18 protein-coding genes are annotated in these 25,526 nt (G+C 35.9%); 4 read left to right on the top strand and 14 right to left on the bottom strand.

What is annotated here, in order from left to right:
* Positions 1-16: 16 nt before the first annotated feature.
* The 8 genes from BIV60_RS04805 to BIV60_RS04770 all read right to left on the bottom strand — a co-directional run bounded on the left by BIV60_RS04805 (position 17) and on the right by BIV60_RS04770 (position 9,382).
* The gene (locus tag BIV60_RS04805; protein ID WP_071354587.1) at positions 17-823 is read right to left on the bottom strand and encodes an ABC transporter permease; all 807 of its coding nucleotides are present in this window, start codon (positions 821-823) and stop codon (positions 17-19) included.
* A 132-nt stretch (positions 824-955) separates the two neighbouring features.
* Entirely contained in the window at positions 956-2,158 is a 1,203-nt protein-coding gene (locus tag BIV60_RS04800) for a CDP-glycerol glycerophosphotransferase family protein (protein WP_071354586.1), read from the bottom strand.
* Positions 2,151-2,549 carry a glycerol-3-phosphate cytidylyltransferase gene (gene tagD, locus BIV60_RS04795; RefSeq protein WP_071354585.1) on the bottom strand — a complete coding sequence of 133 codons (399 nt, stop codon included), beginning with the start codon at positions 2,547-2,549 and terminating at the stop codon, positions 2,151-2,153. The genes BIV60_RS04800 and tagD overlap by 8 nt, the downstream gene beginning before the upstream one ends.
* 240 nt (positions 2,550-2,789) lie before the next feature.
* Positions 2,790-5,096, bottom strand: coding sequence for a bifunctional glycosyltransferase/CDP-glycerol:glycerophosphate glycerophosphotransferase (locus BIV60_RS04790; RefSeq protein ID WP_071354584.1), 2,307 nt, complete (start codon positions 5,094-5,096; stop codon positions 2,790-2,792).
* Between the two features lie 135 nt (positions 5,097-5,231).
* Entirely contained in the window at positions 5,232-6,410 is a 1,179-nt protein-coding gene (locus BIV60_RS04785) for a CDP-glycerol glycerophosphotransferase family protein (protein ID WP_083402100.1), read from the bottom strand.
* Between the two features lie 27 nt (positions 6,411-6,437).
* Positions 6,438-7,613: a CDP-glycerol glycerophosphotransferase family protein gene (locus BIV60_RS04780; RefSeq protein WP_071354583.1), complete on the bottom strand. Its 1,176-nt coding sequence runs from the start codon at positions 7,611-7,613 to the stop codon at positions 6,438-6,440.
* Positions 7,614-7,646: 33 nt separating this feature from the next.
* Complete coding sequence (locus BIV60_RS04775) at positions 7,647-8,672, bottom strand: ribitol-5-phosphate dehydrogenase (RefSeq protein WP_071354582.1); 1,026 nt, start codon at positions 8,670-8,672, stop codon at positions 7,647-7,649.
* Positions 8,669-9,382: an IspD/TarI family cytidylyltransferase gene (locus tag BIV60_RS04770; protein WP_071354581.1), complete on the bottom strand. Its 714-nt coding sequence runs from the start codon at positions 9,380-9,382 to the stop codon at positions 8,669-8,671. Before BIV60_RS04770 ends, BIV60_RS04775 begins: the two co-directional genes overlap by 4 nt.
* A 421-nt stretch (positions 9,383-9,803) precedes the next feature.
* Between BIV60_RS04770 and BIV60_RS04765 the strand changes: the two genes are divergently transcribed.
* From BIV60_RS04765 to BIV60_RS29475, 4 genes are all read left to right on the top strand, one after another.
* Entirely contained in the window at positions 9,804-10,739 is a 936-nt protein-coding gene (locus BIV60_RS04765; RefSeq protein ID WP_071354580.1) for a glycosyltransferase family 2 protein, read from the top strand.
* Between the two features lie 9 nt (positions 10,740-10,748).
* A complete protein-coding gene (locus tag BIV60_RS04760; RefSeq protein WP_071354579.1) occupies positions 10,749-11,156 on the top strand; it encodes a GtrA family protein in 408 nt (135 codons plus the stop codon).
* Between the two features lie 82 nt (positions 11,157-11,238).
* Positions 11,239-12,762, top strand: a complete 1,524-nt coding sequence (locus BIV60_RS04755) for a DUF6056 family protein (RefSeq protein WP_071354578.1) — start codon at positions 11,239-11,241, stop codon at positions 12,760-12,762.
* 157 nt (positions 12,763-12,919) lie between these two features.
* Positions 12,920-13,084: a hypothetical protein gene (locus BIV60_RS29475; RefSeq protein ID WP_177177216.1), complete on the top strand. Its 165-nt coding sequence runs from the start codon at positions 12,920-12,922 to the stop codon at positions 13,082-13,084.
* A 5-nt stretch (positions 13,085-13,089) separates the two neighbouring features.
* On the opposite strand, the gene BIV60_RS29470 is transcribed toward BIV60_RS29475, so the two are convergent.
* From BIV60_RS29470 to BIV60_RS04730, 6 genes are all read right to left on the bottom strand, one after another.
* Positions 13,090-13,266, bottom strand: coding sequence for a hypothetical protein (locus BIV60_RS29470; RefSeq protein WP_177177215.1), 177 nt, complete (start codon positions 13,264-13,266; stop codon positions 13,090-13,092).
* A gap of 453 nt (positions 13,267-13,719) precedes the next feature.
* Positions 13,720-14,922, bottom strand: coding sequence for a DHHW family protein (locus BIV60_RS04750; RefSeq protein WP_071354577.1), 1,203 nt, complete (start codon positions 14,920-14,922; stop codon positions 13,720-13,722).
* Between the two features lie 18 nt (positions 14,923-14,940).
* Positions 14,941-16,359 carry an MBOAT family O-acyltransferase gene (locus tag BIV60_RS04745; RefSeq protein WP_071354576.1) on the bottom strand — a complete coding sequence of 473 codons (1,419 nt, stop codon included), beginning with the start codon at positions 16,357-16,359 and terminating at the stop codon, positions 14,941-14,943.
* 169 nt (positions 16,360-16,528) lie between these two features.
* Complete coding sequence (locus BIV60_RS04740) at positions 16,529-17,242, bottom strand: polysaccharide deacetylase family protein (protein ID WP_141770403.1); 714 nt, start codon at positions 17,240-17,242, stop codon at positions 16,529-16,531.
* Positions 17,243-17,352: 110 nt separating this feature from the next.
* Positions 17,353-18,624, bottom strand: coding sequence for a serine hydrolase (locus BIV60_RS04735; protein WP_071354575.1), 1,272 nt, complete (start codon positions 18,622-18,624; stop codon positions 17,353-17,355).
* Between the two features lie 164 nt (positions 18,625-18,788).
* Complete coding sequence (locus BIV60_RS04730) at positions 18,789-25,349, bottom strand: lamin tail domain-containing protein (RefSeq protein ID WP_083402099.1); 6,561 nt, start codon at positions 25,347-25,349, stop codon at positions 18,789-18,791.
* Positions 25,350-25,526 lie beyond the last annotated feature (177 nt).

The following is a 25,526-nucleotide window of genomic DNA, read 5'->3' as shown; positions in this document are numbered from 1 at the left end:
TAAATCACTTCCACTTTTATAAGTAATCGACAAATTGATTTCTAAATTTCAAATGAAGCATGGACCCAATAAATAATAAAACAAGGACAAGCCCCCAGAAGTATAATGAATACTTCATATGATCAATAAAATACCATGAGTGTCCAAATAATGCAGCTCGGTACCCTTCAGTAATGTAATAAAGAGGGTTGAGCTTCATAAGATTATGAATAACAGACTGTAATTTGTCAGGTGTCCATAATATCGGAGTTAAATACAACAGCATTCTCACAATTGCCTGTACGATCATTTGCACATCTCGAACAATTACGGCTAGTGTTGAGGTAATTAACGATACCGAGACCACTAACATGATGGTTGCAAACATAAAGTATGGGATTTGCAAATAAAAAATCGAGATTGGAAATCCTGAGAATTGAAAAATAGCCGAGATGATGACAAGTAATAGCAAATGCTGATAAAACTTCGAGATAATAACATAAGTAGGAATTACGCTCATTGGAAAACTCATTTTAGCAATAAGGGCTATCCTAGTATAAATCGACTTTGAAGCTTCCATAAATGCAGGACTTACAAAAAACCAAACTGAAATCCCAGCAAGCATCCAATAAAAATAGGGAGTTCCATCAACTGATCTGCCGTTACGAATACCGTAGCCAAAAACAAACCAATAAATCCCAATTTGTATCATTGGATTAAGGATTTCCCATAGCATGCCCAAGTAATGACTATTATTTGTACTTTTTAATTCGAAAAGGGATAGTCTGCGAATAAGATAAAAACTATTAATCTGTTCCCTTATGACCGTAAACATTGAATTCATGTTATAGATCCTTCCTTAAAGATATAATAACAAAACGTATCCTTTGATACCAGGTGCCTCGAAACACCAACCAGTGTATCATAAATCAAATAAAAATTCTATTCATTCATAATTAATCGGATTGTAATCATTTTATAAGGCTTTCTGTTGATCCAGATTCAACATTTTTTCTTCCATAAAAAGATAATGAACTAAATTTTCACTAGATTTTCCTTTGGAATATTTATTCCATTTTTTTGAAAATTCCTTTATTTTTTCTAAATCAAATTTATTTTCTAAAATGATATTGATGATCTCTTCAGTATTATAAACTACTGGACCAGGGACTATTTCTTGAAAATCATCCCAAAGTCCCCTTTCCTTCTTATATTGTAATAAATCATATGCAAAGAATATCATCGGCTTATTCAATAAAGAAAATTCGTAAGGAATTGAGGAATAGTCCGAGATAAGAATATCTGTAACAAGTAAGAGTTCATTTATATTTACCTTTGGTGATGAATAATCATAAACAAATCCGGGATAATTCTTACCGAAATCTGTTGTATTTTTGACTGCAGGATGTAATCTCAGCAGGACAATGTAATGATCACGCAATTTATGGTACATCTTTTCTATATCAAGATGAAGCTTGAATTGATCCAATTGTCCATCCCGAAAGGTTGGAGCATACAAAATAACCTTTTTATATTTAATGTCTTCATTTTCGCTTATTAATTGTAAAATGATATCATTTCTAAGCTTTACGTCATAAAAAAAATCGCTGCGGGGAATCCCCGTTCTTAATATATTTTGATCGTCCAGGTTAAAAGCATTTTTAAAAATTGCGGCCATTGCATCTGATCCTACCACAACTTTATGGAACTTTTCATAAACTTGTAAAAATCGTTCGTTTGCTCTTTTACTTCGCGTACCGATTGACTGATCCTCTAACCCAAATTTCTTAATGGCACCAGCTGCATGCCACAATTGAATACATTCTACATCATGCTTAAAATTTGTTACAGCTAAAAAACCAAAATAATTATCAATAATAATATATTTAGAAGTCGCTAAATGATAAATAGATTTACATGTATCTATTACATTAATCGATTCAAATGTTAATAGTTTGATATTTCTATAGCTCAGGAAGTGCCGCTTAGATAGTCCTTTGCATAAAAAAACTGTTTCAAATGGAATCTTTTGATTGCACATTTCTTGATAAACATATTTACTGTTATCACCGAATGAAACGACAAACGTGACCTTATTCTTTAAAGGGAGTAAATTGCAAAGGGCAAATAGACATTTAAACAGAAGCAAGTAAATAGATATAATTATTTCTCTAACCATTTTTCACACTATGCAAGTCTGACTTAATTTTTGATGTGGAGATGCCACTTGTGCGCGGCAAGTATATCACTTCACAATACTCCTTAAGGAAATCAAATCGGCCCTTCCAGTCATCGCCCATCACAAAGATATCAATATCATGTTCATTAACATCTAAAGTCTTTTGGTCCCAGCTATATTCTGGTATAACTAAATCCACATAACGAATGGATTCAAGAATTAGTTTCCGATCCTCATAATTATGGTAAGCTTCTTTATGTTTTTCAATATTAAATTGATCAGTTGATAATCCTACAATAAGAAAATCCCCTAATTCTTTTGCTCTCTTTAAAATGTTAATATGACCAATATGCAATAAATCAAAGGTTCCATAAGTTAATACCTTTTTCAAAACGAGCAACTCCTTACCTTGTTTATACTAAAACCAGGTAACAACTTTAAATGTTAGAAATCCACACCTGGAATAATCTTAAAAATAACCTAACCATTATTATAAATCCAGTTGTTTGTTATTTCAAACAAGGTCGCTGGAAGATATGCCATATTTCGTTAACTAAAAAGGCAGACTTTTAAAGCCTGCCTCCTGCAAATTGTCACAAAACAAAGCAATAAACGACTGAATTAACTTTTTTTATGGTTCGATTAAGGTTTCAACAAATCGTTCCGCCGATTTTCCATCCAGTTGGTCAAAGAAACGTTCTTTAAAACTTCGAATTCGTTTTAAATCAAATTGATTTGCTTTAACTTGTTCAATTACTTCAGCAGTCGTCTTAACAATTGGACCTGGAACAAAATCCGAGTATTCATAATAAAATCCTCTATCCACAAGATACTCCTCCAAATCATAAGCGAAGAAAATCATTGGCTTTTCCATTAAAGAGAATTCAAATACTAATGATGAATAATCACTAATTAAAATATCTGTAATCATCAATACATTATTAATATCATTACTGCTTAAATTTAATACAAAATCCTTGGCAGCTTCTGGAATTTGAACATTTTTCGTAACAGATGGGTGCAGCTTCAGCACCAGTATATACTCGTCCGACAGTTCTTTTGCCATTTTGGTTAAGTTCAACTTAATGTTAAAACTGGCTCGTTGTCCGGGTCCGCCTCGGAATGTTGGCGCATAGGTGATTACTTTTTTACCTTTAAGCATTGGGTATGTGCTTAAATATCTATTCCGAACATATTCAATTGTCTCTTGATTAAAAAAGACGTCTGTTCTTGCTAACCCAAGAGGATAAATATTTTTCTGCGGCATATCAAATGCCTCAGAATAATGTGGAATGATTTCCTTACTTGTAACAACAGCTTTCGAATAATTTTGATGAGCATTCTTCTCAAACTCTCGTGTATTACTTTCCTGATACCCTACTGCACTGTGCCCAAATTTCTTAAAAGCGCCGGCTGCATGCCATATTTGAATCACTTCCGTCCGTTTAGGCAACTTTAGCTTATATAAAGGACGATAATAATCATCTAAAATTAAATACTTTGATGTAGCAATGTCATAATAAAGCTTTATAAATTCCTTCATATTTCGTTTTTTCTTAAGATGCCCTTTAACCACATAATCCGGGCGCTTTTCCACAAGCTCATCATAGATATTTTTAAACGAGTCCGTTAACATTGGAAATTTATTTGTCGCCATCGTGATTTTCTTCTGAACTGGGAGTAATTTAAAAAATGAAAAAGCAACTCGACGAGCATAGGCCATTCTCAACTTCGTTTTCCACTTCTTTAATCTTATCTTTGACAGATAATAAAAAATCGGGAATAGACTATTCCGCTTCCATGCTTTTTTAACGGCTAAAAAGACTGGTTTTTTCTTAGAGATTTCTAAAGCATGTAATGAACCAGGATTTAATAATGGGAACGTTACTTTTAACCATTCTGCATAGATTTTTCTTGCTTCTGGTGTGACGAGCAATATTCTTTCAGCAATTTCATAGGTCATGATTCTATGCAATATCGGCAGTTGGTTAAAAAGCCTGGAATCTAACGACTTCACCCATTCTAAGACAAGCTTAAAAGTTTTTACTTGAACATCTTTATCCTTGCTACTAATCGCGCTTCGAACTGCAGGCCATATATCAGCGGATACTATTCGGTGATAGTAGCTTTTCTTTAAATCTGTACGGGTGACAGAATTTAGGATGTATTTTTCCCATAAAACATCAGATAGACGCAGACTTGCAAAAATATCCGTCAAAACTTTAACCGAATTTACTCGTACAATTTGGGATAGCGATAAATTCGTTTCGGTTTCTCTAGACCGATATTTATATATAATTTTGTCAACGGTGTAAATCTTTTTAGCTTTTAAATATGCTTCAATAACAAATGGCTGATCCTCTGTAACATGAATCCCTTTTGGAAATCGTAAACTCTTGGTAATGTTCGAGCTATAAAGCTTATTGCAAGGTCCCAATGAAAATAATAACTCGGGGTTTAAAACCAAATTCTTTTCCCCCCGAATGTATACACCATTATTTAGATGACTGGCAATGAACCAAGTTTCTCGACTATTAAAACTCATAGAAGTACCAATAATGACATCCGCTTGTTCCTTTAGAGCAGAGTTATACATTATTTCTAATGAGTCAGGAGGAAGCAAATCATCTGAATCAACAAAGCTAATAAATTCACCACGAGCAGCTTCAAGTCCATTATTCCGAGCTTCACCCGGCCCCGAATTTTCTTGTTTAATTAACACAATATTATTGTACTTGTTTGCATATTCCTCAATAATTTCTGGGCTTCGGTCACTAGAACCATCATCCACCATTATAATTTCTACTTGATCTAAAGTTTGATTTACAAGAGAATCTAATGTTTCTTTAATATATTCCTCTACATTATAAACAGGTGTAATAACACTTACCTTAACATCTTTTAGATCCGGTCGGGTGATATACTCAAGTTTGGTCATAAAAAATCTCCTCTATTATAAAAAACGCCATTTAAATAAAGCCACTTTTTTTTATTCTTAGCATAATTTTCACAAAATATTTTCAGAATATATCCTAAAAAAAATCCACTCTTTTTTAAGAAAAATGTGTAAAAATCATTTAAAAAGTTGCTCTACAACACGTTTGCTTGATTTCCCATCAGTATGATCAAAAAAATACTCCACAAAAGATTGGATTTTACCCATGTCAAACTGGCTGGATTGAATTATCTTTATTAATTCATCCATCGTCCCTACTAACGGTCCAGGAATAAACGAATAGTAATTATAATAAAAATCCCTTGTTTCAATATACTCCTCTACATCTGGAGAATAAAAAATCATTGGTTTATTTAATAAAGCATACTCAAAACAAACAGAAGAGTAATCGGTGATTAAGATATCTGAAATAAATAATAAGTCGTTGATTTCACGATACCCTGAAAAATCATAAAAAAAGTCACTATATTCGTTGGGAATTTCCCAATATTCCTTTACAAAGGGGTGCATTTTAAATAGAAATACATATTCATCATGCAATGAATGGTAAAGTTTTTTCAAATCCAAATATTCTAGCGGGTAATAGGCACTTTGTTGGCCATCCCCACGAAATGTGGGTGCAAAAATAATGACCTTCTTTTCACGTAAGAATGGGTACTTGCTGTATAACGCTTCTCTAACATTTGTTTGGTATTCTTGGTCAAAAAATACATCCGTCCTCGGAATACCGGTTGCGGTCACTTTATCCTCATTGATGCCAAATCCCTCGGCATAATGCTTGGCCACGTTTTTCGAACTGACAATCGCTTTTGTATAGTTTCGGTGATTTTTGGAATGGGGATCCGGGCCACCCGGCCGGCCAACTCGACTATAACCAAAGGTTTTAAATGCTCCAACCGCATGCCATAATTGAATAAAATCGGCACCAGTCCTGATTTTTAGAGGATAAACAATGGGATAAAAATCATCCACCACGATAAACCTGGCTGTCGCAAGATCGTAGGCCAATCTGGATAATTCCCAGTAGGTTTTTGGAGCACCTGTACTGGCCTTCAGCAAGAATCGATACTGATATTCCGGCTTTTCCCTTTTTAATTCACGATAAACAAAATCAAAATTCCCACTCATATCAGTACGACTATCTGAAGCAAATAAAACCTTTTTAGGATTTAACGGAAGTAAGCAGAATAGGTAGTAAAGGATTCGGAAAACGACTTTACGAAATAAACGGTAAAGTAAATCGGACTCCTTATTTAATTGTATATTTGCACTTTGTTGAGATTGATTTTCTGCCATATTTACTCCAACTTTTCAAAATAGTGTTTAAAGATTACTGCCTTTTTCAAGCAGGTGATTGACAATTCGATGACTCGCTTTGCCATCAATACAGTCAAAAAAGCGATCTCTAAATTGTTTAATTTTCACCAAATCAAATTCCTCATTGGCAATCCAGTTAACAAGGGATTCTGTTTCCGTAAAAAAAGGACCAGGAATAAAGGATAAAAAAGGATAATAAAAATCGCGTTCCTTTATATACTCATCCAAATCATTCGCAATAAAGGCAATTGGTCGAACTAACAAGCTATAATCAAAAATAACGGATGAGAAATCCGTAACAAGGATATCCGCTACAGTTAACAGCTGCTCTATGTTAAAAGTATCCTTTATATGAAAAACAAAATCCTTATCTTCTTCATTAATATTTAAATCGGAACCCATATAGGGGTGTAAGTGGATGAGTAAAACATACTCCTCAGCAAGGTGCTTTCTCATCTCCGAGAAATTGATCGGGCATTGGAAAGATTGCTGATAATGGCCTTTCCCCCGAAAGGTTGGGGCATACAAGATGATTTTTTTATCCTTCATACCGGGGAATTTCTTTCGAATTGATTCCTTTAACTGTTCATGCTCCGGCTCGTTAAAAAAATAATCCGTTCTCGGGAGCCCTAATGGAAAAATCCGATCAGCTGACATATCAAATGCCTCTGCATAAAAAGGGACCACTTCTGTAGAACTTACATATACCCGTGTATAATTCGAATGGACCTTAATATGTTTCAGATATTCTGAACTAGGTCCGAATTGTTTATCCACCGTGCTGATTCCAAACTTTTTAAATGCTCCAGCTGCATGCCAAAGCTGAATAATATCGGTTCCTTTTCGAGGTTTAATCGCATACACAGGAAAATAAAAGTCATCGATAATAAAAAAACGGGAAGTAGCCAAATGATAGCTCGCCTTAACCATGTGCAGCAAATAGTCAAACTTACCAAATAATGAACTATTATATTTTTTAAAAAGAAAATTACACGTCCAATTTGGAAATTTCCCGTGTAATTCCTTGTAGATATGATATAAATTCCCTTGGATTTTCGTCGCCCGATAGGAAGCAAATGTGACCTTTTCAGGGTTTACTTTAAAAATTAGGCATGACAAGTAAAAAACAGACCTAATAAAATATTTCGTCACAATAGTAGGAAGAATCTTTAATGCATACATGTCATGCCAACCTTTCAACAAAAAAAGCCTTGATTATATTTTCCACTCCATTATGGTTTTACCCCAAGAAGTCGTTAAATCCTTTTCAAATGCATCAATTAAATCTTGAATCGACTTTACTTCGTGAACCTCACCGACTAGCATACTAAAATATTCGACCACTTCTGGATGTTCAGTCATAAAATTAACCGTATTAACAAAATCAGCCCGGCCACTTCTGCTACTACCAAACATGGTTAAACCTTTTTCAAGGATCATACGGGTGTTAATTTCAACGGCATATTCCGAAACACCTAAAATAGAAATGGACCCTTCAGGATTAATAATATCAATCATTTGGTTAATCGCACTCTGGCTTCCTTTACCGCCTACGCATTCAAATCCATGGTCAATCCGTAACTCTTCAGGGATTTCATCAATTAGGTAGGATTCGTCAACAAACGAAAAATGGTCCATCTTATATTTGGTTTTCCCAAAGATTATAACCTTACTTTCAGGAAAACGTTTCTTTAATATAAGGGTTGTGATATAGCCTAAATTCCCATCTCCCCAGACCCCAAATACATTCCTTCGTGAATGAGCCCTTGTTTCAAAACGAACTAGTGCATGCATACTAATGGTAATTAACTCCATAAATGCTGCCACGGTAGGATCAATTTCTTCCGGAAGTGGAACAATTCTATCTCTCTTTAAGAAAACATAATCTTGCATAAAACCGTCGTAACCGCTTGAACGGAATTTACTTGACCGCAAATAATTTTCTGCAATCACATCATCATTTTCTGTCGGTGTATTCGGTACCATTACGACACGAGTGCCGGGGGCAAATTCGTTTTTAGGATCATATACCACTTTCCCAATTCCCTCATGAATTAGCGCCATTGGCAGCTTTTTAGCCAATGTTTCTTTCCCGCGTGAGCCTGTATAATAACGTTGATCCGCTGCACAAATAGATAGATACGTAGGACGAACTACAACATTATCTGATTGAAGAGACTTATCTTTATAAGTAATCTCAAATTGGCGTGGAGAAACTAACCGATACACTTGATTAATCATCTTGGAATCCTCTCTTGTAAAATGGCATTAGCTACTTTTAAATCGTATGGTGTCGTGACTTTAATATTAAACAATTCACCTTTCACAATCTTCACTTTGTCGCCGGCAATCGCACAAATTTTACATGCGTCCGTTAAAATCTTCTTTTGATCATCCGTTAATGCATTGTAATAACCAACTAATTTATTAATATTAAAGCTTTGAGGAGTTTGTCCTTGATACATCGTATCCCTAACCGGAATATCCGAAATGATCTCGCCATCTTCAGATTGAATAATGGTATCAATCGCTTCAATTACTGTATCGACTGCTCCGTATTTAAGGGCTGCTTCAATGTTTTCTTCAATGATTCTGTGTGTTAAAAACGGTCGAACAGAATCATGTGTAACAATGATATCATCATCATTGATTCCAAGGGTCTTGTCGATATATCGAATGCCGCTCATGATAGATTCATTGCGGTCCCTACCACCTTCCACAACAATAATTCTCTCATCGCTACCGATATATTTTTTAATAATATCCTTTGTATGATTAATCCATTCTTTCGGAGAAATCACCAGAATTTTTTCAAAGCGGTCATTAAGGATAAATTTTTCAATTGTATGGATAATAATAGGTTTACTATTAAGGGTTAAAAATTGTTTAGGCATATTGATATTGCCCATTCTTGTTCCTTTTCCACCTGCAAGTATCTCTGCATAAATCATTTCTCAGACTCCTTTTCGTGGGTATTTATAGAACTAGCAATTGAATAGTTAAGCAGACGTATTTCACAGAAACATTTAAATAATAATCGATAAAAAATAACAAGGATTGACAAAAAAACTCAAATAAAACTATACACTTTTTCACTTTCATTATCAAGGTACTTCCCTTGCGCAAATTCTCAATAAAAACTCCATTTTTGAAGACAAAAAAATGGAGTAATTGATCTCACTCCATAAAAATAGGATTATTTCCATTGATATTTATTTTAAGTATAGTAAATAGTTCCTACATTAGTATATTATATAGAAGGTTATTTAAAACATATTCCGGTATAACATGAAACATTTGGTTTCGAAGTGTTTAAACGAATTGATTATGGTAGAATATGCTAATTGTAAACTACTTTGGAGGTTTAACTGGATGAAGTTAATTACTTTAATAGTACCCGCGTATAATGAGGAGGACGTTTTGGCTCAGTTATACACTAGGGTATGTGAAATAATGGACAATCTGTCGAATTACCAATTTGAAATTTTATTTATTAACGATGGAAGTAAGGATAATACTCTTAATATTATCAAATCACTTCGGGAAAAAGACCTTCGAGTATCCTATGTCGATTTATCGCGTAATTATGGAAAAGAAACAGCCATGATTGCAGGATTTGATTACGCCAAAGGTGATGCAGTAATCATTATTGATGCGGATCTTCAGCACCCACCAGAGCTAATTCCTGAAATGATCCGTTATTGGGAAGGTGGGTTCGAGGATGTATATGCGAAACGGTTAAAACGAGAAGGTGAAAAGTGGTTAAAAAAATTCACTTCGAAAAAGTATTATGAACTTCTTCAGAAAACTACCCGCATTCCTATTTTACCCGATGTAGGAGATTATCGCTTATTAGATCGCCGCTGCGTGGATGCATTAAAGCAATTTAGAGAATCCCAACGCTACACAAAAGGAATGTACAGCTGGATTGGTTTTAAAAAGAAGGAAATTCAATATGAGGCTGCTCCTCGGGCCGCAGGAGAAACAAAATGGAATTACTCAGGACTTATTGATTTAGCATTGGAAGGAATCACTTCTTTTACCACTTTTCCTTTACGATTATCGACAATAATGGGCTTTATCGTGTCAATTTGTACATTTATTTATCTAGTTTATATTATCATTAAGACCATTGTTCTCGGCCCTGATGTTAGTGGTTACCCCTCATTAATGGTAGTCATTTTGTTTCTTGGAGGGATTCAATTAATCTCCCTAGGGATTATCGGTGAATATTTAGGGCGAGTATTTAATGAAACAAAGAATCGACCTTTGTATTTCGTGGAAGAATACAATAATAAGAAAGTGTAATGGGATCATATGAAAAAAGATCTATATAGAATCATGATGTATTTAATAATGGGCGGTTTTACCACTTTGGTTAATATTGTGGTGTATTGGGTTTCTTCGGTACCATTTAAATCTGATTATCGACTGGCTACAACATATGCATGGATTGCCGCAGTATTATTTGCCTATGTAACAAATAAACGCTTCGTCTTTGAAAGCCATACCCCAACCTTAAAAGATCGCTTGATTGAAATGGGGTCATTTTTTGGATTTCGTCTTTTATCCTTTTTTATGGATTTGGGTGTGATGATTGCGTTGGTCAGTGGATTTGGTATGAACGGCACTTGGGCAAAAGTATGGTCAAACGTTGTGGTATTAGTTGCAAACTATGTCTTTAGCAAATGGTTTATCTTTAAAAATAGAGAGCAAACCCCTTAAACAAGTTAAGCGGTTTTTATTCTAAAATTTATAGGGAAAAAGGAGATGTTTTTTTCCGCTGAAATGGAGTGTGCAAATAGGAATGAGCTCAAAAATCAATAAAAATGGGCGAGGCTTTATCTTTTTATTTTTTATCGTTGTATTTATTTTTTACCTTTACTTAGCCTATAGGACCCCGTTAACACATGATGATTGGACGTGGGGGACAAATGAGGGAATCGATCGCATTAAGAATTGGTTTAAAGATTATAATGGACGCTACATGGGGAACTTGACTGAAATATATTTAACCCGTGTTTATTTGAAAAGAATCTTCATTATGGCTTTATTTTCAACGCTTCTAGTCTTTCTAACAGCTAATCGAACGAAAGTAAATTCCAAATTCAATTATTTTTTTAGCTTTCTTTTGTTTTTATCTGTGCCAGTGAACATGATTAGCCAGACGTATGCATGGGTGGCAGGCTTCTCAAATTACATAACTTCGATTGTATTTGTCCTAATTTATCTGGAAATTGTTAAAAATATTTTCGAAGATGAATTACCTAAATATCCAATATGGAAATCACTGATAGTAATTCCATTGGGATTCATAACAGTGCTATTTGTTGAACATGTATCGATTTATACGGTCATTATGGCTTTATATATCATCATTTTTTCATTTATTAAATACAGAAAAGTCTTCTTATTACATTTCCTTTATTTTATTTCTGTTATAATCGGAGCCGTGATAATGTTTAGCAACAGTGCTTACTCGAAAATTGTTAGCGGCAATGATCAATACAGATCCATTGATACAACGACTGCAAATGTAGGACTGTTTCAAAAGATTTCAGATGTATATTCACACCAGATGTATCCATTTCTTTTTTCTAATAATGTCATCTTGAATATTTTTATTTCCATATTTTGTGTCATTCTACTTGTGAAGCATAAAGAAACAATGGGGATCTTAAAGAAATCCCTGCAATTTATTCTTTTATTTATTTTTATGGTATACCCTTTTTATCGACCTTTAGCATTAGATACGTTTCATCTCAATTTTTTTGAAATTTATCCTAATGGTGTGGAGGCTATCTTCACTATCATCTTTTTTGCTGGCATCATATTAACCGTTCTGTTCTTTACAGAACTTCATTCTTTTAAACACAAAATGCTCTTTTACTTATTTTCAGCCGTTCTACTGGCCGGGCCACTTATTTTTGCTCAGCCTTTTGGACCGAGATGTTTTATCGCATCCTATACCTTTTTTACCATGTTTATAATTGAAATAGGGGTTTATATTAAAAATAAGAATTATTTTAATCTCAGTTCCCTAAATAAATTATTTGCCATTGCATCATTATTTTTAGCTGTTTGTTATATTTATGTCTTCACGATGAATTCAATGGTTCATAATGAAAGAATTCACTATATCCATCAACAGGTCGCAAAAAATCATAAGAAAGTTATTTTAACCAGATTACCTTATCCGCAGTTTTTGCAGATGAGTACACCTATGATTCCAAGTGTCCAATATGATACTTTTAAGACCTTTTACCGTATACCAGCCGATACCGAATTAAAGATTATACCCTACACAAAGTGGCAAAATATGAACCATTAATAGAACAGAGGATGACTCACACAAAGAGTCATCCTCTTTTGTTTACCATGAAATAGGAAGCAAAACTACTGCTGAATATTGTTAGCATATTTTGGTATGAAATATGATTATGAGGATATACTATCTCTAAGTATAAATATGAATGGAGGTGAAGATTATGCCGCAATGCCAAGATTGTGGAAATGAAGAAACAGCAAACTACCTAGTAAACGGCATTTGTGAAGATTGTTTAGAGTTCCATGTTATTTCTCCGGATTTGGATGATGAGATGGATAGGACTCATTTTGATCCTGTAAGAAATTTATTTCCAAACATGGAGTGATAAAATTATTCTTTTTGCAAAATTAAACAGAACTGTAAATATAATAATGTTACGATTGTACTAGGCAACCAAAATAAAATAAATAAAAATTTGGCAAACCAATTTTTTATTGAAAATCTTGATAAAACTATCCCAGCCAAAAGATATACACCGATCAGAAAGAGCATCTCTACATTCGCCATGGTCCCTCCCCCTCTTACTTTAATCTATCCCTTCTATTTCTAAGGAAACTGTTTTTTAAAATTATATAATTAATTATCTGAATCATCCGTCGATTTATGTCTCTAATAAAAAGATAATTTTCGATAAAATTTGTAAAATAAAAAGACATGCTACCATTAGAGGGCACTGAAAAAGTCCCCTAAAAAAAGGTAAAATACCTCATATTTTAGAGGAGCTATACCTTTTTTCTTGAGAATGAAATAATAATTAGTAGCCAAGTTAAATCCCTCTGTAACGAAAGGTTTTCGTAAAATGCTTGGATGTACGTTTGTAAAGCTGATCATATGGCTATAAGGAAGGCACACCATTGAGGTTGATGGTTAAAATTGTATTTAATGAATATAAATTTAAAAAACAAAAGACGTGTGCCAATTCACACGTCTTTTGTTTGAGAGCAGTATTGTATATTAGACCTATTGATTTTCGCCCTGTCCCGGGTGGTTAAAATTGGTTAATGCTGGAGTTACAACTAACGAATTTATATTATTTAGTAAGATTACTTGGTCGATCTTATTCTTCACAACATATTGTTCAACTGACATCTTTTTGTAATGCCTTAGGTCTAATATATGTGTTTCTTTATAATGTGGCACAATGAATTGTACAAATGCATTTGCATACGAGTCTTTTATTACTAAGATGTTTTTACCCTTCGGCATATTTGGATTGTATATTGTCGTTTCCGGATAATCTCCGCCTAAAAAAGCCATATAACGATTCGTATATTTATCAGGGAAATTTAAATAATTCTGGTTATATAAACCACTTAGCTTACGTGTTTCCGATTTCACAATTAAAGGCTTATTTTGACCTCTAAGCTGTGCAACAAGAATTTGATCGTCTTTTTCCGCATTCGCACTGGTTGTTTTTCTAGCATCAGAACCATAAAATGGTTTCCCCTCTAAATTCCAGGAATAATCATTATATTTATAGACATGATCCTGGCTTTTTTCAGTTTTAATAATATCATTCATCACATTTTGATAAGCATAAAATGCCGCCTTTGCATTCCAGTGATGGTCCGTATAAAAAAACATGTATTTCTCATTCATATGTTTTTTCAGTGTATTTCGAGTATCAATTGGATGATCAAGCTTATTTAAGTTTTTATAAATAAGATCCATGTCTTTTTGACCGTAGCTTGGAAAATAACTTGGAAATTCTTTTTCCATCATCGTCGATTTATTTGGCATTAAGGCTGTGAATACTGTAACATTCCTTTTTGCCATATTACTAACAAAATCATTAATGTGTCCGGCAATTTTCTTTGCATTTTCCGGAGTCACTTCAGGTACTTGTGATAGCAAATAGCCATCATTTGCAACAAAAACATCTTTTACTACATTTTGATTAAGAACATCTTTATTAATCGCGGCGTTTGCTTCAATAAATGAATCCCGCATTGGAAACTGATCATTATAATATTGCTCAAAACGCTTGGAGTAATCCCCCACTAGAATATTTTTAGCGGTTAAATCAGGCCTTTGCGTTAATTTTCTATTTTCTATAACAGATTGCGCTTTTGACGGTGTCACCAATTTGGTAAAAAAGAACCCAAATATCGTAAGAAGAAAAACGGAAATTAAGATAACTCCTTGCACATTCGTTTTTTTCATAATATCCTCCAAATTTTATTAGAAACGGAAATAAATAAATGGATTAAATGTAGATGAAACCACACTAACTAGCGACAAGAAGAAAATGAGTACATAACCTGCTGAAACGATTAAATTTCGGCTGAAAACATTTCCAGCATTTCGCCCTTTCGGTAAGAAGTTTCTTATTAAATTGAAAACAGGAATGGAGACAATAATGGCCAGTAATATGATAATTCCATATTGGGTAGAATAATAAACAGCCTGCTGATCCCATAGAGAATTTCCATTTGCTCCAAACATTGACTTTAAATAACCGAAGGCATATCCAAAGGTTTCTGCACGAAAAAACACCCAGCCAATGATGACGGCAAACAGCGCATAAAGATGCTGAAATACTTTTGGAATCCGTTTTAATACTTTTAGCAAAAAGGCTTTTTCTAACATGATCAACACTCCGTAATACAAGCCCCAAGCGATAAACGTCCATGCTGCACCATGCCAGAAACCAGTGGCTAGCCAGACAATAAACAAATTGCGGTAGCTCTGAAAGGTGGTGCCGCGATTCCCTCCTAGAGGAATATATAAATAATCCTTGAACCAAGTGCCTAAGGAAATATGCCATCTCCTCCAAAACTCTGTAGCAGATCGGGAGATATAAGGGTAATTAAAGTTCTCCAAGAAATCAAAGCCAAACATTTTCCCTAACCCGATGGCCATATCAGAGTATCCTGAAAAGTCGAAGTAAATTTGCAATGAATAGCAAATAGCACCAATCCAAGCAAGACCAACAGATAAATGATCTGCAGGCATTGAAAATATCTGATCTGCAACCCAGCCGCAATTATTCGCTAAAATCATTTTTTTAGCTAGCCCAATAATAAATCGTTTAGTCCCGACCGCAAACTTCTCAACCGTTTCTTTTCGATCCGTGATTTGGTCTGCAACCGTTTGATAACGGACAATTGGACCTGCGATAAGCTGAGGGAACAGCGCTTTATACATAGCCATATTGATTATGTTCCGCTGAGCTTTCCCATCTTTACGATACACGTCAATCACATAACTTAATCCTTGAAAAGTAAAAAAGGATATTCCTAAAGGTAATGCGATATGATTTAATACAATCGAACTGCCAAACAGAGAGTTGACATTCGTAACAAAAAAATTGGCATATTTAAAAATGCCTAACATGGAAAGATTTACAATAACCGTTAACGCTAACAACCATTTAACTCTTACAGTATGATCTCTATATTTATCCACCAAAATGGCAAATATATAATTAATCAAAATGAAAAAGATTAGAATTAATAGAAACTTAGGTTCACCCCACGCATAAAAAAACAAGCTGGCAACAAGCAACAGTGTGTTTTTCAGTTTTCTAGGTACGATATAATAAAGTGTTAGGACAATCGGTAAATAAAGGAACAGAAATACCGTTGAGGTAAATAACAAGTTGTCTCCCTCCTAATTTTTCTATATATTATTCTAGGAATAATCAATACATAATCCCGTTGGAATTATAACATATTTTTTTGAGGTGAATTGTTAAAAATGCAATTAATGAATAATAAAAGACAAACCATTTATTTGGTTTGTCTTTATTTCGTTTGGAATTATTTAATTAAAACCTACGATCCCCCCAAAAATTTATCACAATATGATACTTCGGATTATAGACCGCTAATGTATAGCCTTTTTTCCGCAGATAATCGATAATGATCGGGAGCTGCTGCGCAGTGCCTCTTGAATCGTGGAACAGGATCACAATCGGTCCATTTTTTCCGGCAAGTCCTGACTTCACCCTTGATGTGATGGTGCCAGGACTTGTTCTATTATACTTCCAATCTAGCGTATCAATATTCCAATCCCACATTTTAAAACCCTTTTGGGCCAATGCATCCCGGAACGGCTTTGACATATAGGGCTTGCTTCCATATGGAACTCTTGTCAAATGGCTATTAAAATGAGTCACCCTTAATAGCGTCTGTCTTGTTTTTTCCATTTCAATGGCGACATTATTGGGGCTGCCGCGGTAGAGTTTCGCAACACTATGAGACACGCTGTGCAGTCCGGGATAATTGCCTTCTTTAATCAGGCGATTGACAATTTTGGAATTCTGTCTAATATTTCCTTCAATCATAAAAAAAGTGGCATGAGCTTTTTTTGTCTTTAAAATATCAAGAATTTTAGGCGTATACTGGTTGGGTCCATCATCAAAAGTTAGATAGACAACCTTGCTGGAAGGATATTCAGCAGCATACGATACGGGAGCAGAAAAGATTCCAGTACTTACAATTAACACCATAGCAAACAGGACGATTGCGGATTTTCTCACTATTGCGATTCCCCCTAAAAAGTCATATATTGCTATAGTTATGTGTAAGAATCCTACTTTAGTAGCGCCGGCTTGCTCCTTTTAAAAAATAATACTAGGACTGGTTCATTTTACTGATTGGCGGAAATGGCCGTTACATCTTTGCTTGATACATAGCCGATTCTTCCACCAAGATCAATCGTATAAACATGATTTTCCAATTTAGAAAAATAGCATTGTTGACCTTTTTTCATGTCACCGATCACTTTTCCTCCAGTAGATTGGCTATAAACCTTACCATCTTGAATCATTTTTATAGTACCACTTTTCGGTGCATTGGCTGTCCAATTCAATTGAACCGGACTCTTTAATGCGGTAACAGAAACCTTTTCTATGAATCCTGTTCCCTTGCCAAATTTAATTCCGTACCAGGAACCTTGGTTTAAAGTAATCTTAAAGGTTTCTGCCTTTTTCAAAGTTCCCATTACAGTAGATTTAGACATACTTGAGTAGACCATAACATCTGCTTTCGTCTTAATATATTTTGCAGCTGTTTTTGTTTTGTGATATTTATAAACAATTCCGGCCAGGTCGGCGATTACCTTTTGAGATTTCTCATAGGAAATGTTTTTTGTCATAATGGCTAGCGTAAAAGGCTGATTATCATAAACAATTGCCACATCGTTATACACTTTGTACATCGGGATCATCCCCACCTTGTGGGCGACAGAAACCGCTTTTATCCCGCGGGGAATCGTAGTATTATAGATGGTTTGTTTCAAATAGCCAACAAGTTCCTTGCCGTAGTTACTCTTATTCGAGAATTGATAGAGCTCTTTCGCATAAATCGATAAATCATTGGCAGAGGTTAAGTTTTGTCCATTTGGATAGGTATATTGGCCGCCAAGGCTTTTCATATATTTGATAAAATTGTCTTGGCCGACCCGTTCCTTTAGCATAATAAAAGCAATGTTATCACTATAGATAATTGCTTTTTTGACCAGGTCGCGAATCGTGTAGTGGGTTCCTACCTTTTGATATTGAATCACGCCGCTCCCGCTGTAATAATGAGACTTTTGGTACGTCAGCTTTTGATTTAGGTTAATTTTTCCTTTAGACGCCTGCTCCATGATATAAAGAGTCAGCGGAAGTTTAATTGTGCTTGCTGCCCTGCCGCTTGTTTTCCCTCTTATTTGCAAGCTGTCACCCGTTATTAAATCTTGGTATTGAAGTGTAACCGTTCCCCCGGCCTTTTTTATGTATTGATTCAACTCTCCAGATGCCTTTGTCAAGAAATCCTGTTGAGCTGTTAATTCCGCTGCACTTGCATTTTTGCCTGGCACCATGATCGCAGCAAACATAAAAGCAGCTATAATCCCTATAAATAAGCGTCTTACCCTCAACTATTTCCCCACCTTTTTTAAGTCTATTACACTATAATTCTAGCAAAAATAACCATATGTTTATATGAATTTCGCAACATTTAACGTATTTCCAATAAGAATGCCCTCGAAAAAATTCGAGGGCATTCTTTCAAACTTTTACTTTTCGTACTTTTTCACTCTGTCTATTTCCCTTGGTTCCCCTTTGGAACAGTGACCGTTGCAGTAGCTTTAGTAATATTGCCTGCTTTGTCTTTTGCTGAATAGGTAATCTTATAAACTCTGCCATTACCGTTACCGTTTCGTTCAGAGCGCAATTTAAATTTTGTATCCAATGTTCCATAGTCTGCATCTTGAATATCGTCTGCTGCAGTTGTTTCGTTCACTGTAATAGATTCCAGTACAACGGAGTCAATACCCGATAATGCATCTGAAGAATCCAGAATCACATTAATCGTCTCCATTTTATGATTAGGTGTGGAAAGGATCGGTTTATCCACTGTAACTTTTAGGACAGGTGCCGTTTTATCAACGATAAAATTAACCGTTGTAACGTTTCCAGCTTGGTCTGTTACAACTAATGTATAGGTTCCTTCCTTTGTAATGACAGTTCCAGAAGCCACTTGCTTTCCATTTAATACAGCACCAAGCTCATTAAATTCAACGGTTACGTCATGATTGTAGAGACCCTTGTCTTTAACACCAGAGACTACAGGTGCGGTTTTATCAATCGTAAAGTGAACAGTAGTTACATTTCCAGCCTTGTCCCTAACCACTAATGTGTAAGTTCCTTCTTCACTGACTTTTTCTCCACTCACGAATGATTCACCGTTTAATGTTGCGGTTCCATTAAACTCAATTGTGACATCCTTATTGTAGTAGCTATTGTCTGAGACACCAGTTACAGTTGGGGCAGTTTTATCAATAGTAAAGTTCACAACTGATGCATTTCCGGCTTCGTCTGTGACTACTAATATATATTCTCCTTCAGCGGAAACGGTTGTACCACTTGTAAATTTTTCACCATTTAATGTTGCCGTTCCTTCATCAAAGGTAACTATTACATCATGATTATAATAACCATCTTCAACCCCACTTACCTTTGGAGCCGTTTTATCAATCGTGAACTGAATGGTTGTTTCGTTTCCTACTTCATCCGTTACGATTAATGTGTATTTTCCTTCTTCACTAACAATGGTACCACCTTCAAATGCTTTTCCATTTAATGTCGCAGTTCCTTCATTAAAGGTAATTAGCACATCTTGATTATAAAGGCCTTTGTCCTTAACTCCAGTAATTTTTGGAGCTGTTTGATCAATGGTAAAAATAACGGTGGTTGCATTTCCATATTGATCCGTTACCACCAGTGTGTAGGTTCCATCTTCACTAACTTTTGTTCCATTTTCAAACTCTTTACCATTTAATGTAGCCATTCCTTTATCAAAGGAAATCGTCACAGCATGATTATAGGAATGATTGTTTTCTACACCTGTTACTTCAGGTACTTTTGCTGGCGTACCAATTAATTCTTTTGTATCGCGAACACGAATCCGTTCGCCTTCTGCGAATTTACCAGCTAGTCCCACAGCCTCTAATGTGTCACCCGCTTTAAGAGTTGGAACTGGCCCGCTTTGGTTCACGATATACCCATCAGTAAATACGAGCACATCACCGGAACCATCATTAATGACATAAGAATTTTCATCGTATTTTTTAACGACAGTCCCTTTTACCTTCACAAGTAATCCTTGGTTTGCATCTGATGTCGCATCACTCGTTTTCACTTCTTTTGGATCAATAGGGGTGCCGCTGCCGAGTTTAATCACATCGGTTGCAAAACTATTAAACTCGAATTCTTTGTTATTTTCAAAGGTTTTAAGGTGACCGTAAACTCGGACCTTGTCCCCTGCTTTTAACGAATCGTCTGGAGTTTCTTTAAACGCCATAATACCGCCAGTTTCATCCTGAATATAGAAGGCATCAAAGAATATACCGGATCCCGTTGTGACTGTTCCTTCAATTACTGCATCCTGATCGTCAGCTAATTTGCGAACATCGGCAATTTTTGAAACCTTTGTATCGCGATGGGCCAGCCAGTTCACAGAATTGAGTGAAAACTCGTCATTTCCTTTTGGTTCGTATGACTCATCCATTTGCTTATCATTAAAGATGTTCATACCTGAGACAATCACACGTCCCTTATTGTCACCAATCTCATCAGAAGCAATTAATGGAATCTGTGATCCGCCCGTGCTGTCAGATACGGAATCATACGTATAGCCACCCTTGATATTGCCTTGATAAGTGGTTTCATTTCCTTTTGCAAGAATAACGACTTTACCACTTTGTGTTAGTGGTTGATTATTGGCTGACGACAAGCTTGATCCGCTATAGTAATCGATAAATGACACGCGGTCGGTAATGTAGTTTGAGACTAATCCTGGGTGAACTCTAACTGCATAAGGGCTGACAGCAGGGTCACTCCAAAAGTTTCCGGTTTTACTATCATCGAATACTCCATCGTTACTCATACGGATACTTGTTCCAATATCACTCAATAATTGGTTATTAATCGTAGGGTCAGTGCTATTATTACTTTTTCCAGCCATTAATAATGATCCGCCATTTTTAACGAATTTGGATACTGCCGCATCTTCATCCGTTGTAAGGGCTGTTCTCGCATGTGTAAGGATTAAAACTTTAACATTGCTTAACACATTATCTGTTATCGCTGTTTTATTTTCAGCAACTGTATATCCTTCTTTTTGTAGAAGTAATGTGAAAGCTTTTAAGTTATCTTTATACGTTCCACTGTCACCCGAGGTATTTTCGTTTCCGTGGTTGGCATCAATTAAAACCTTAATACCAAGTGGATCTTTAATTTTTACTGGTAAGGAATATTCCACATCCCCAATATCCAGTCCATCCTTTGAGGTTACCACTGCAATCAGTTTATGATCACCTGTAACAGGGCTTGACCAAATGGTGGAGGCAGATGCTGAACCTTTACTTAAGATAGAGGAGATATCACTTGATCCAATAATATGACCTTGGTCAACGGAATCATAGTAGAAATCCACCTTAAGATTATTAATGGTTTCTGTACCATTATTGGCAACAGTAGCAGATAATTTTGCCGGATTTCCTCCAATGATAACTCCGCCATCAATATCAATTCCGTTTACTTTCACATCAACCGGTTGTTCTTTTGACCAAATTGGGGCAGAATAAATTCTTTCACCATCCATTTGAGTTACTTTAACAACAAACCATTGCTGACCGCTTGTAACTGTATAGGATGGGTTCCAAGTAAAATCTTTTGTCATTGGTGAAATGGAATCCACTACTTTTCCACCATTTGAAATCAATTCAACCTTTGCAATACGGTCATCTGATTTATAAGAGGTTGGAAGATAGCTATAATCCGTGCTATTATGTGCTTCTGATACAGGGTCGCTTCCTTTGATATCAAATTTTAATGTTTTGCTATCAACTGTTGAACCCATGTAGTAGCCATTGGCTAAAACATCTAACGTAAAGTTTGGATCTTCTTCCATGTACACGCGCATATTACGCATTGATTGCATTAAGGAATCTTGAGAAAGATCATCCGCAACGATAACAGTTCGTTGGTTCGTTTGACCCCATGTTCCTTCGTGATTATCTTCACCATATGTTGGGGCAACATGCCATCCAAGGTCTAGTGCTGAGAAGAACTTTCCTTCGGCATTTGCATAACCATAGTGGCCGGAACCATTCCCTACTTCAAGCATCGTAAATAATTTGTCTAAGTTTTTATTGTATGGCTTGAAGTTATTAAATGCATTTGCAGACATATCAGGGTGGTTAAACTGACCAACAATATCATCATAGGTTAAAACCCACGCATAATACTGATTCAAATCTTGGTATTGCTTGCCGTTAATATTTCGGTCGATAAAATTATCTGTTCCAAAAATATTGGAGTGTCCCCATGTCGTAGATGTCATTTCAAATGCTGGGAAAACAACATAATCACTGGTTGTATATTTTTTTGCAAGATCTTTTTCTTGCTGCCACTGCTCTCCGCCTTTACGTTCCTGCATTCCTTTATGGTCCACAGTATCTTGGCCAAGAAGCGATGGGTCAATATCATGGGAGTGATCTGAGAATGCAAACCAATCATAATGATGTGCTTTACCTGCTTTTAAGGCATCTTCCGGTGTACCGGCAGCATCATGTGAAATATTTGTGTGGTTATGGGTTGTCCCACGGAAATGATGTCCACCTGTAAAACGAGGCACGACTTCAAATGTCCACTCTTTCGTGCTTGTATTTCCTTTTACGTCATTTGCTGAGACCTTAACTGTGTGAGTTCCCAGTGCCAGGTCTGCTGTTGGTGTGTATTTTACCTGCGTTTTACTGATTGTTGCATCTGGAGCTTTAAGCTCGTGGTCATCCAACCACATTTGCACAGAATTTTCATCTATACCGCTTGGGTCGTTCAGTAAAACGGAAATTTCAGGTTTTGGGGTTTCTACCTTCGCACCATTTTGTGGTGTTTCCCCGCTGAATTCCGGTCCCTCTTTATCTTGAATAACTTTTACAACAAACGGCGAATCACTTTTCCCTGCTGTTCTAACCTGTTCCCCTTGCTTGGCCTCCATATAATATTCAAAGCCGTCTTGAGGGACATTCACCTTATCTAAAGTGACAGTGTAACGTCCATCACTGCCTTTCGCCATCGGCAATGCCGTATAATCAGTGGTGCCCGCTGCTCTATAGTAAACCGTCACAGACTCTGCACCATCTGCATTTGCTTCAAATGGAACGTTGGTATTTTCATATACTTGTGTTAAAGCTGTATGAGTGATGCTTAAAATAGGCGCAATATCTTTTACATCACGTGGATAAATTTGGTATCCTGATGTTAATTGTTGTTTATTCGTAGTATATTGTCCTAATACCCCTGTAACTGTGTAGCTTTTTCCAACCACAAGATCTTTGTCAGGATTGATCCCAGTAGCTCCCATGACCCTTAATGTGGTTGCTTTATTGTTTTCATCCACAAAAGTTACATTGTAGTTAGGAGGTGTACTTGCTGTTGCAGATACCTTACCTGTAACCGTAACAAGACTACCTTCCAGTGGTTCAGCAGTTGCAAAGGTTGTTGAATCAACAATGGATAAAACCTTTGGCTCCGGAATTGGATTTCCTTCGCTAATTTTTTCAATGGAAGTCGGTTCGAATTCAAGCAATCCATTGTAAATCAAAACTTTACCCGTAATCTTTAATTGATCTCCTTTTGTAACCTTATAAGGAGTATCATAAGAACCGCTAAATATGTTAATTCCACCTGTAGCATCTTGTAAATAGAAGTTCTGCTTCTGTGTACCAAGAATCTGTGTATCAACAGTGGCGACACCTTTAATTGTATAGTACTTATTTAGATTTAACGGTTGCCCATTTGAATCATATGCTCTTACATCTTTGATCGATGTTAATGCACTTGTATCTGCCTTTGTAACGGATACAGGAACGCTTTCGAGCATAATACCTTTTGCAGAGTTTGTAATTTGCGTTACATAAACCGTATCAGGAGCATTGTTAATCGTGGTTGAAAAATCGCCTGATGTTCCTGCTTTAATATCTTGACTGTTTAATTTTGCAGCTGATGAAGCAGTTTTTTCTGAATAAACATTAATCATCGCATTCGCAGCAGCACTGCCTGCACCGCCAATTAATGTACCTGTTCCATCGTTAACCACATAGCTTAATTTAGTTTGGTCAACCGACGTACTTGCTGTTGCCAGCTTGATTTCAATGGGTGCACTTTCAGAAAGCCCAGTTTGTGTTGAAGCTACATAAACGGATGGGGGTGTTTTATCACTCGTGAAATTGATTGTAAAGCTTCCATCTGCCTTAGCAGATACTGTTTTAAGAGCAGTACCCTTGGATGCGTTTTCATAGACTGTAACAGTTGAGTTTGATTCAACGGCATCAGCTGCCCCTGTAACCTTAACTGAATTACCATCTTGTAAAAATTGAATATTATTTCCTTTTGGTTGCAAGCTAATTTGTGGAACCATAGGAGTTTCTGTTGGGCTTGCAGTATTTCTCGGTACAGCAACAGGTCCTACATAAAAGTCTGCTGCATTATCATCGGTGTCCCATGCATTACCTTTTCCGAGTGCTGGGTCGATGTTTGCATATGGGCGACGCTGCGCGCTTGTAGTATTGGATGTAGCTTTTGTTGATGCAGACCCTTCATAAGCATCCGCTCCACCAATCCCTACAAAATCAATTGCATCTGCAGGCTTTGAACCGGAGGCTGCAGTTGTTTTATCTTTAAATAATGCAATTTTTGCGTCTGTACCGGACATCGCTATAGCGCCTGACGCATCCGGAATTGGAAGATCCACACCAGTTGCCCCTCCTGCTTCAACAATGAGGTAATAACCGTGGGACTTAATGGTCCCTTTTAATTGCGTAACAGACCAAGTGCTTCCAGCTTTGGATGCATACTGGACAGACCATCCATCAAGGACAACATCTTGATCTGTGGGATTGTATAATTCAATAAAGTCCTTGTTATACGGAGCCCCTGAATTACCTCCCCCACCAAAGTATTGCGATATCACCACATGATCCGCCATATCGGCATGTGCTTTGCCAATCAAACTGCTTGGCAAAAATGTGCTGATTAAGATCAGAGCTGCGAGAAATGAGCTTGTCCAGCGTTTGAATTTTTTATTTCTAAAATCCACTTTCTAACCTCCCTTTAATCTATTTCTAATACACTTTAATTCTACAAAATTTTTTGTTTTTTAGATATATAGAAACCGAAATTATTATATAAAGATTTTGTAAATTCTTAATCAACTGTATACAATCATAGGAGGAATGTGATTATATTAAGGTAATTTGAATAAACTCAAAAAACT

Origin of the sequence: Bacillus sp. MUM 116 (assembly GCF_001866655.1) — a bacterium.
Lineage (GTDB): Bacteria > Bacillota > Bacilli > Bacillales > Cytobacillaceae > Neobacillus.
This window is presented reverse-complemented; position numbering and strand designations above follow the sequence as displayed.

Coding starts and splice junctions, on each gene's coding strand:
- BIV60_RS04805 (WP_071354587.1), bottom strand. CDS start 823: ATGAATTCAATGTTTACGGTCATAAGGGAACAGATTAATAGTTTTTAT.
- BIV60_RS04775 (WP_071354582.1), bottom strand. CDS start 8,672: ATGATTAATCAAGTGTATCGGTTAGTTTCTCCACGCCAATTTGAGATT.
- BIV60_RS04755 (WP_071354578.1), top strand. CDS start 11,239: ATGAGCTCAAAAATCAATAAAAATGGGCGAGGCTTTATCTTTTTATTT.
- BIV60_RS29470 (WP_177177215.1), bottom strand. CDS start 13,266: ATGGCGAATGTAGAGATGCTCTTTCTGATCGGTGTATATCTTTTGGCT.
- BIV60_RS04760 (WP_071354579.1), top strand. CDS start 10,749: ATGAAAAAAGATCTATATAGAATCATGATGTATTTAATAATGGGCGGT.
- BIV60_RS29475 (WP_177177216.1), top strand. CDS start 12,920: ATGCCGCAATGCCAAGATTGTGGAAATGAAGAAACAGCAAACTACCTA.
- BIV60_RS04765 (WP_071354580.1), top strand. CDS start 9,804: ATGAAGTTAATTACTTTAATAGTACCCGCGTATAATGAGGAGGACGTT.
- BIV60_RS04780 (WP_071354583.1), bottom strand. CDS start 7,613: ATGTATGCATTAAAGATTCTTCCTACTATTGTGACGAAATATTTTATT.
- BIV60_RS04785 (WP_083402100.1), bottom strand. CDS start 6,410: ATGGCAGAAAATCAATCTCAACAAAGTGCAAATATACAATTAAATAAG.
- BIV60_RS04770 (WP_071354581.1), bottom strand. CDS start 9,382: ATGATTTATGCAGAGATACTTGCAGGTGGAAAAGGAACAAGAATGGGC.
- BIV60_RS04800 (WP_071354586.1), bottom strand. CDS start 2,158: ATGGTTAGAGAAATAATTATATCTATTTACTTGCTTCTGTTTAAATGT.
- BIV60_RS04750 (WP_071354577.1), bottom strand. CDS start 14,922: ATGAAAAAAACGAATGTGCAAGGAGTTATCTTAATTTCCGTTTTTCTT.
- BIV60_RS04790 (WP_071354584.1), bottom strand. CDS start 5,096: ATGACCAAACTTGAGTATATCACCCGACCGGATCTAAAAGATGTTAAG.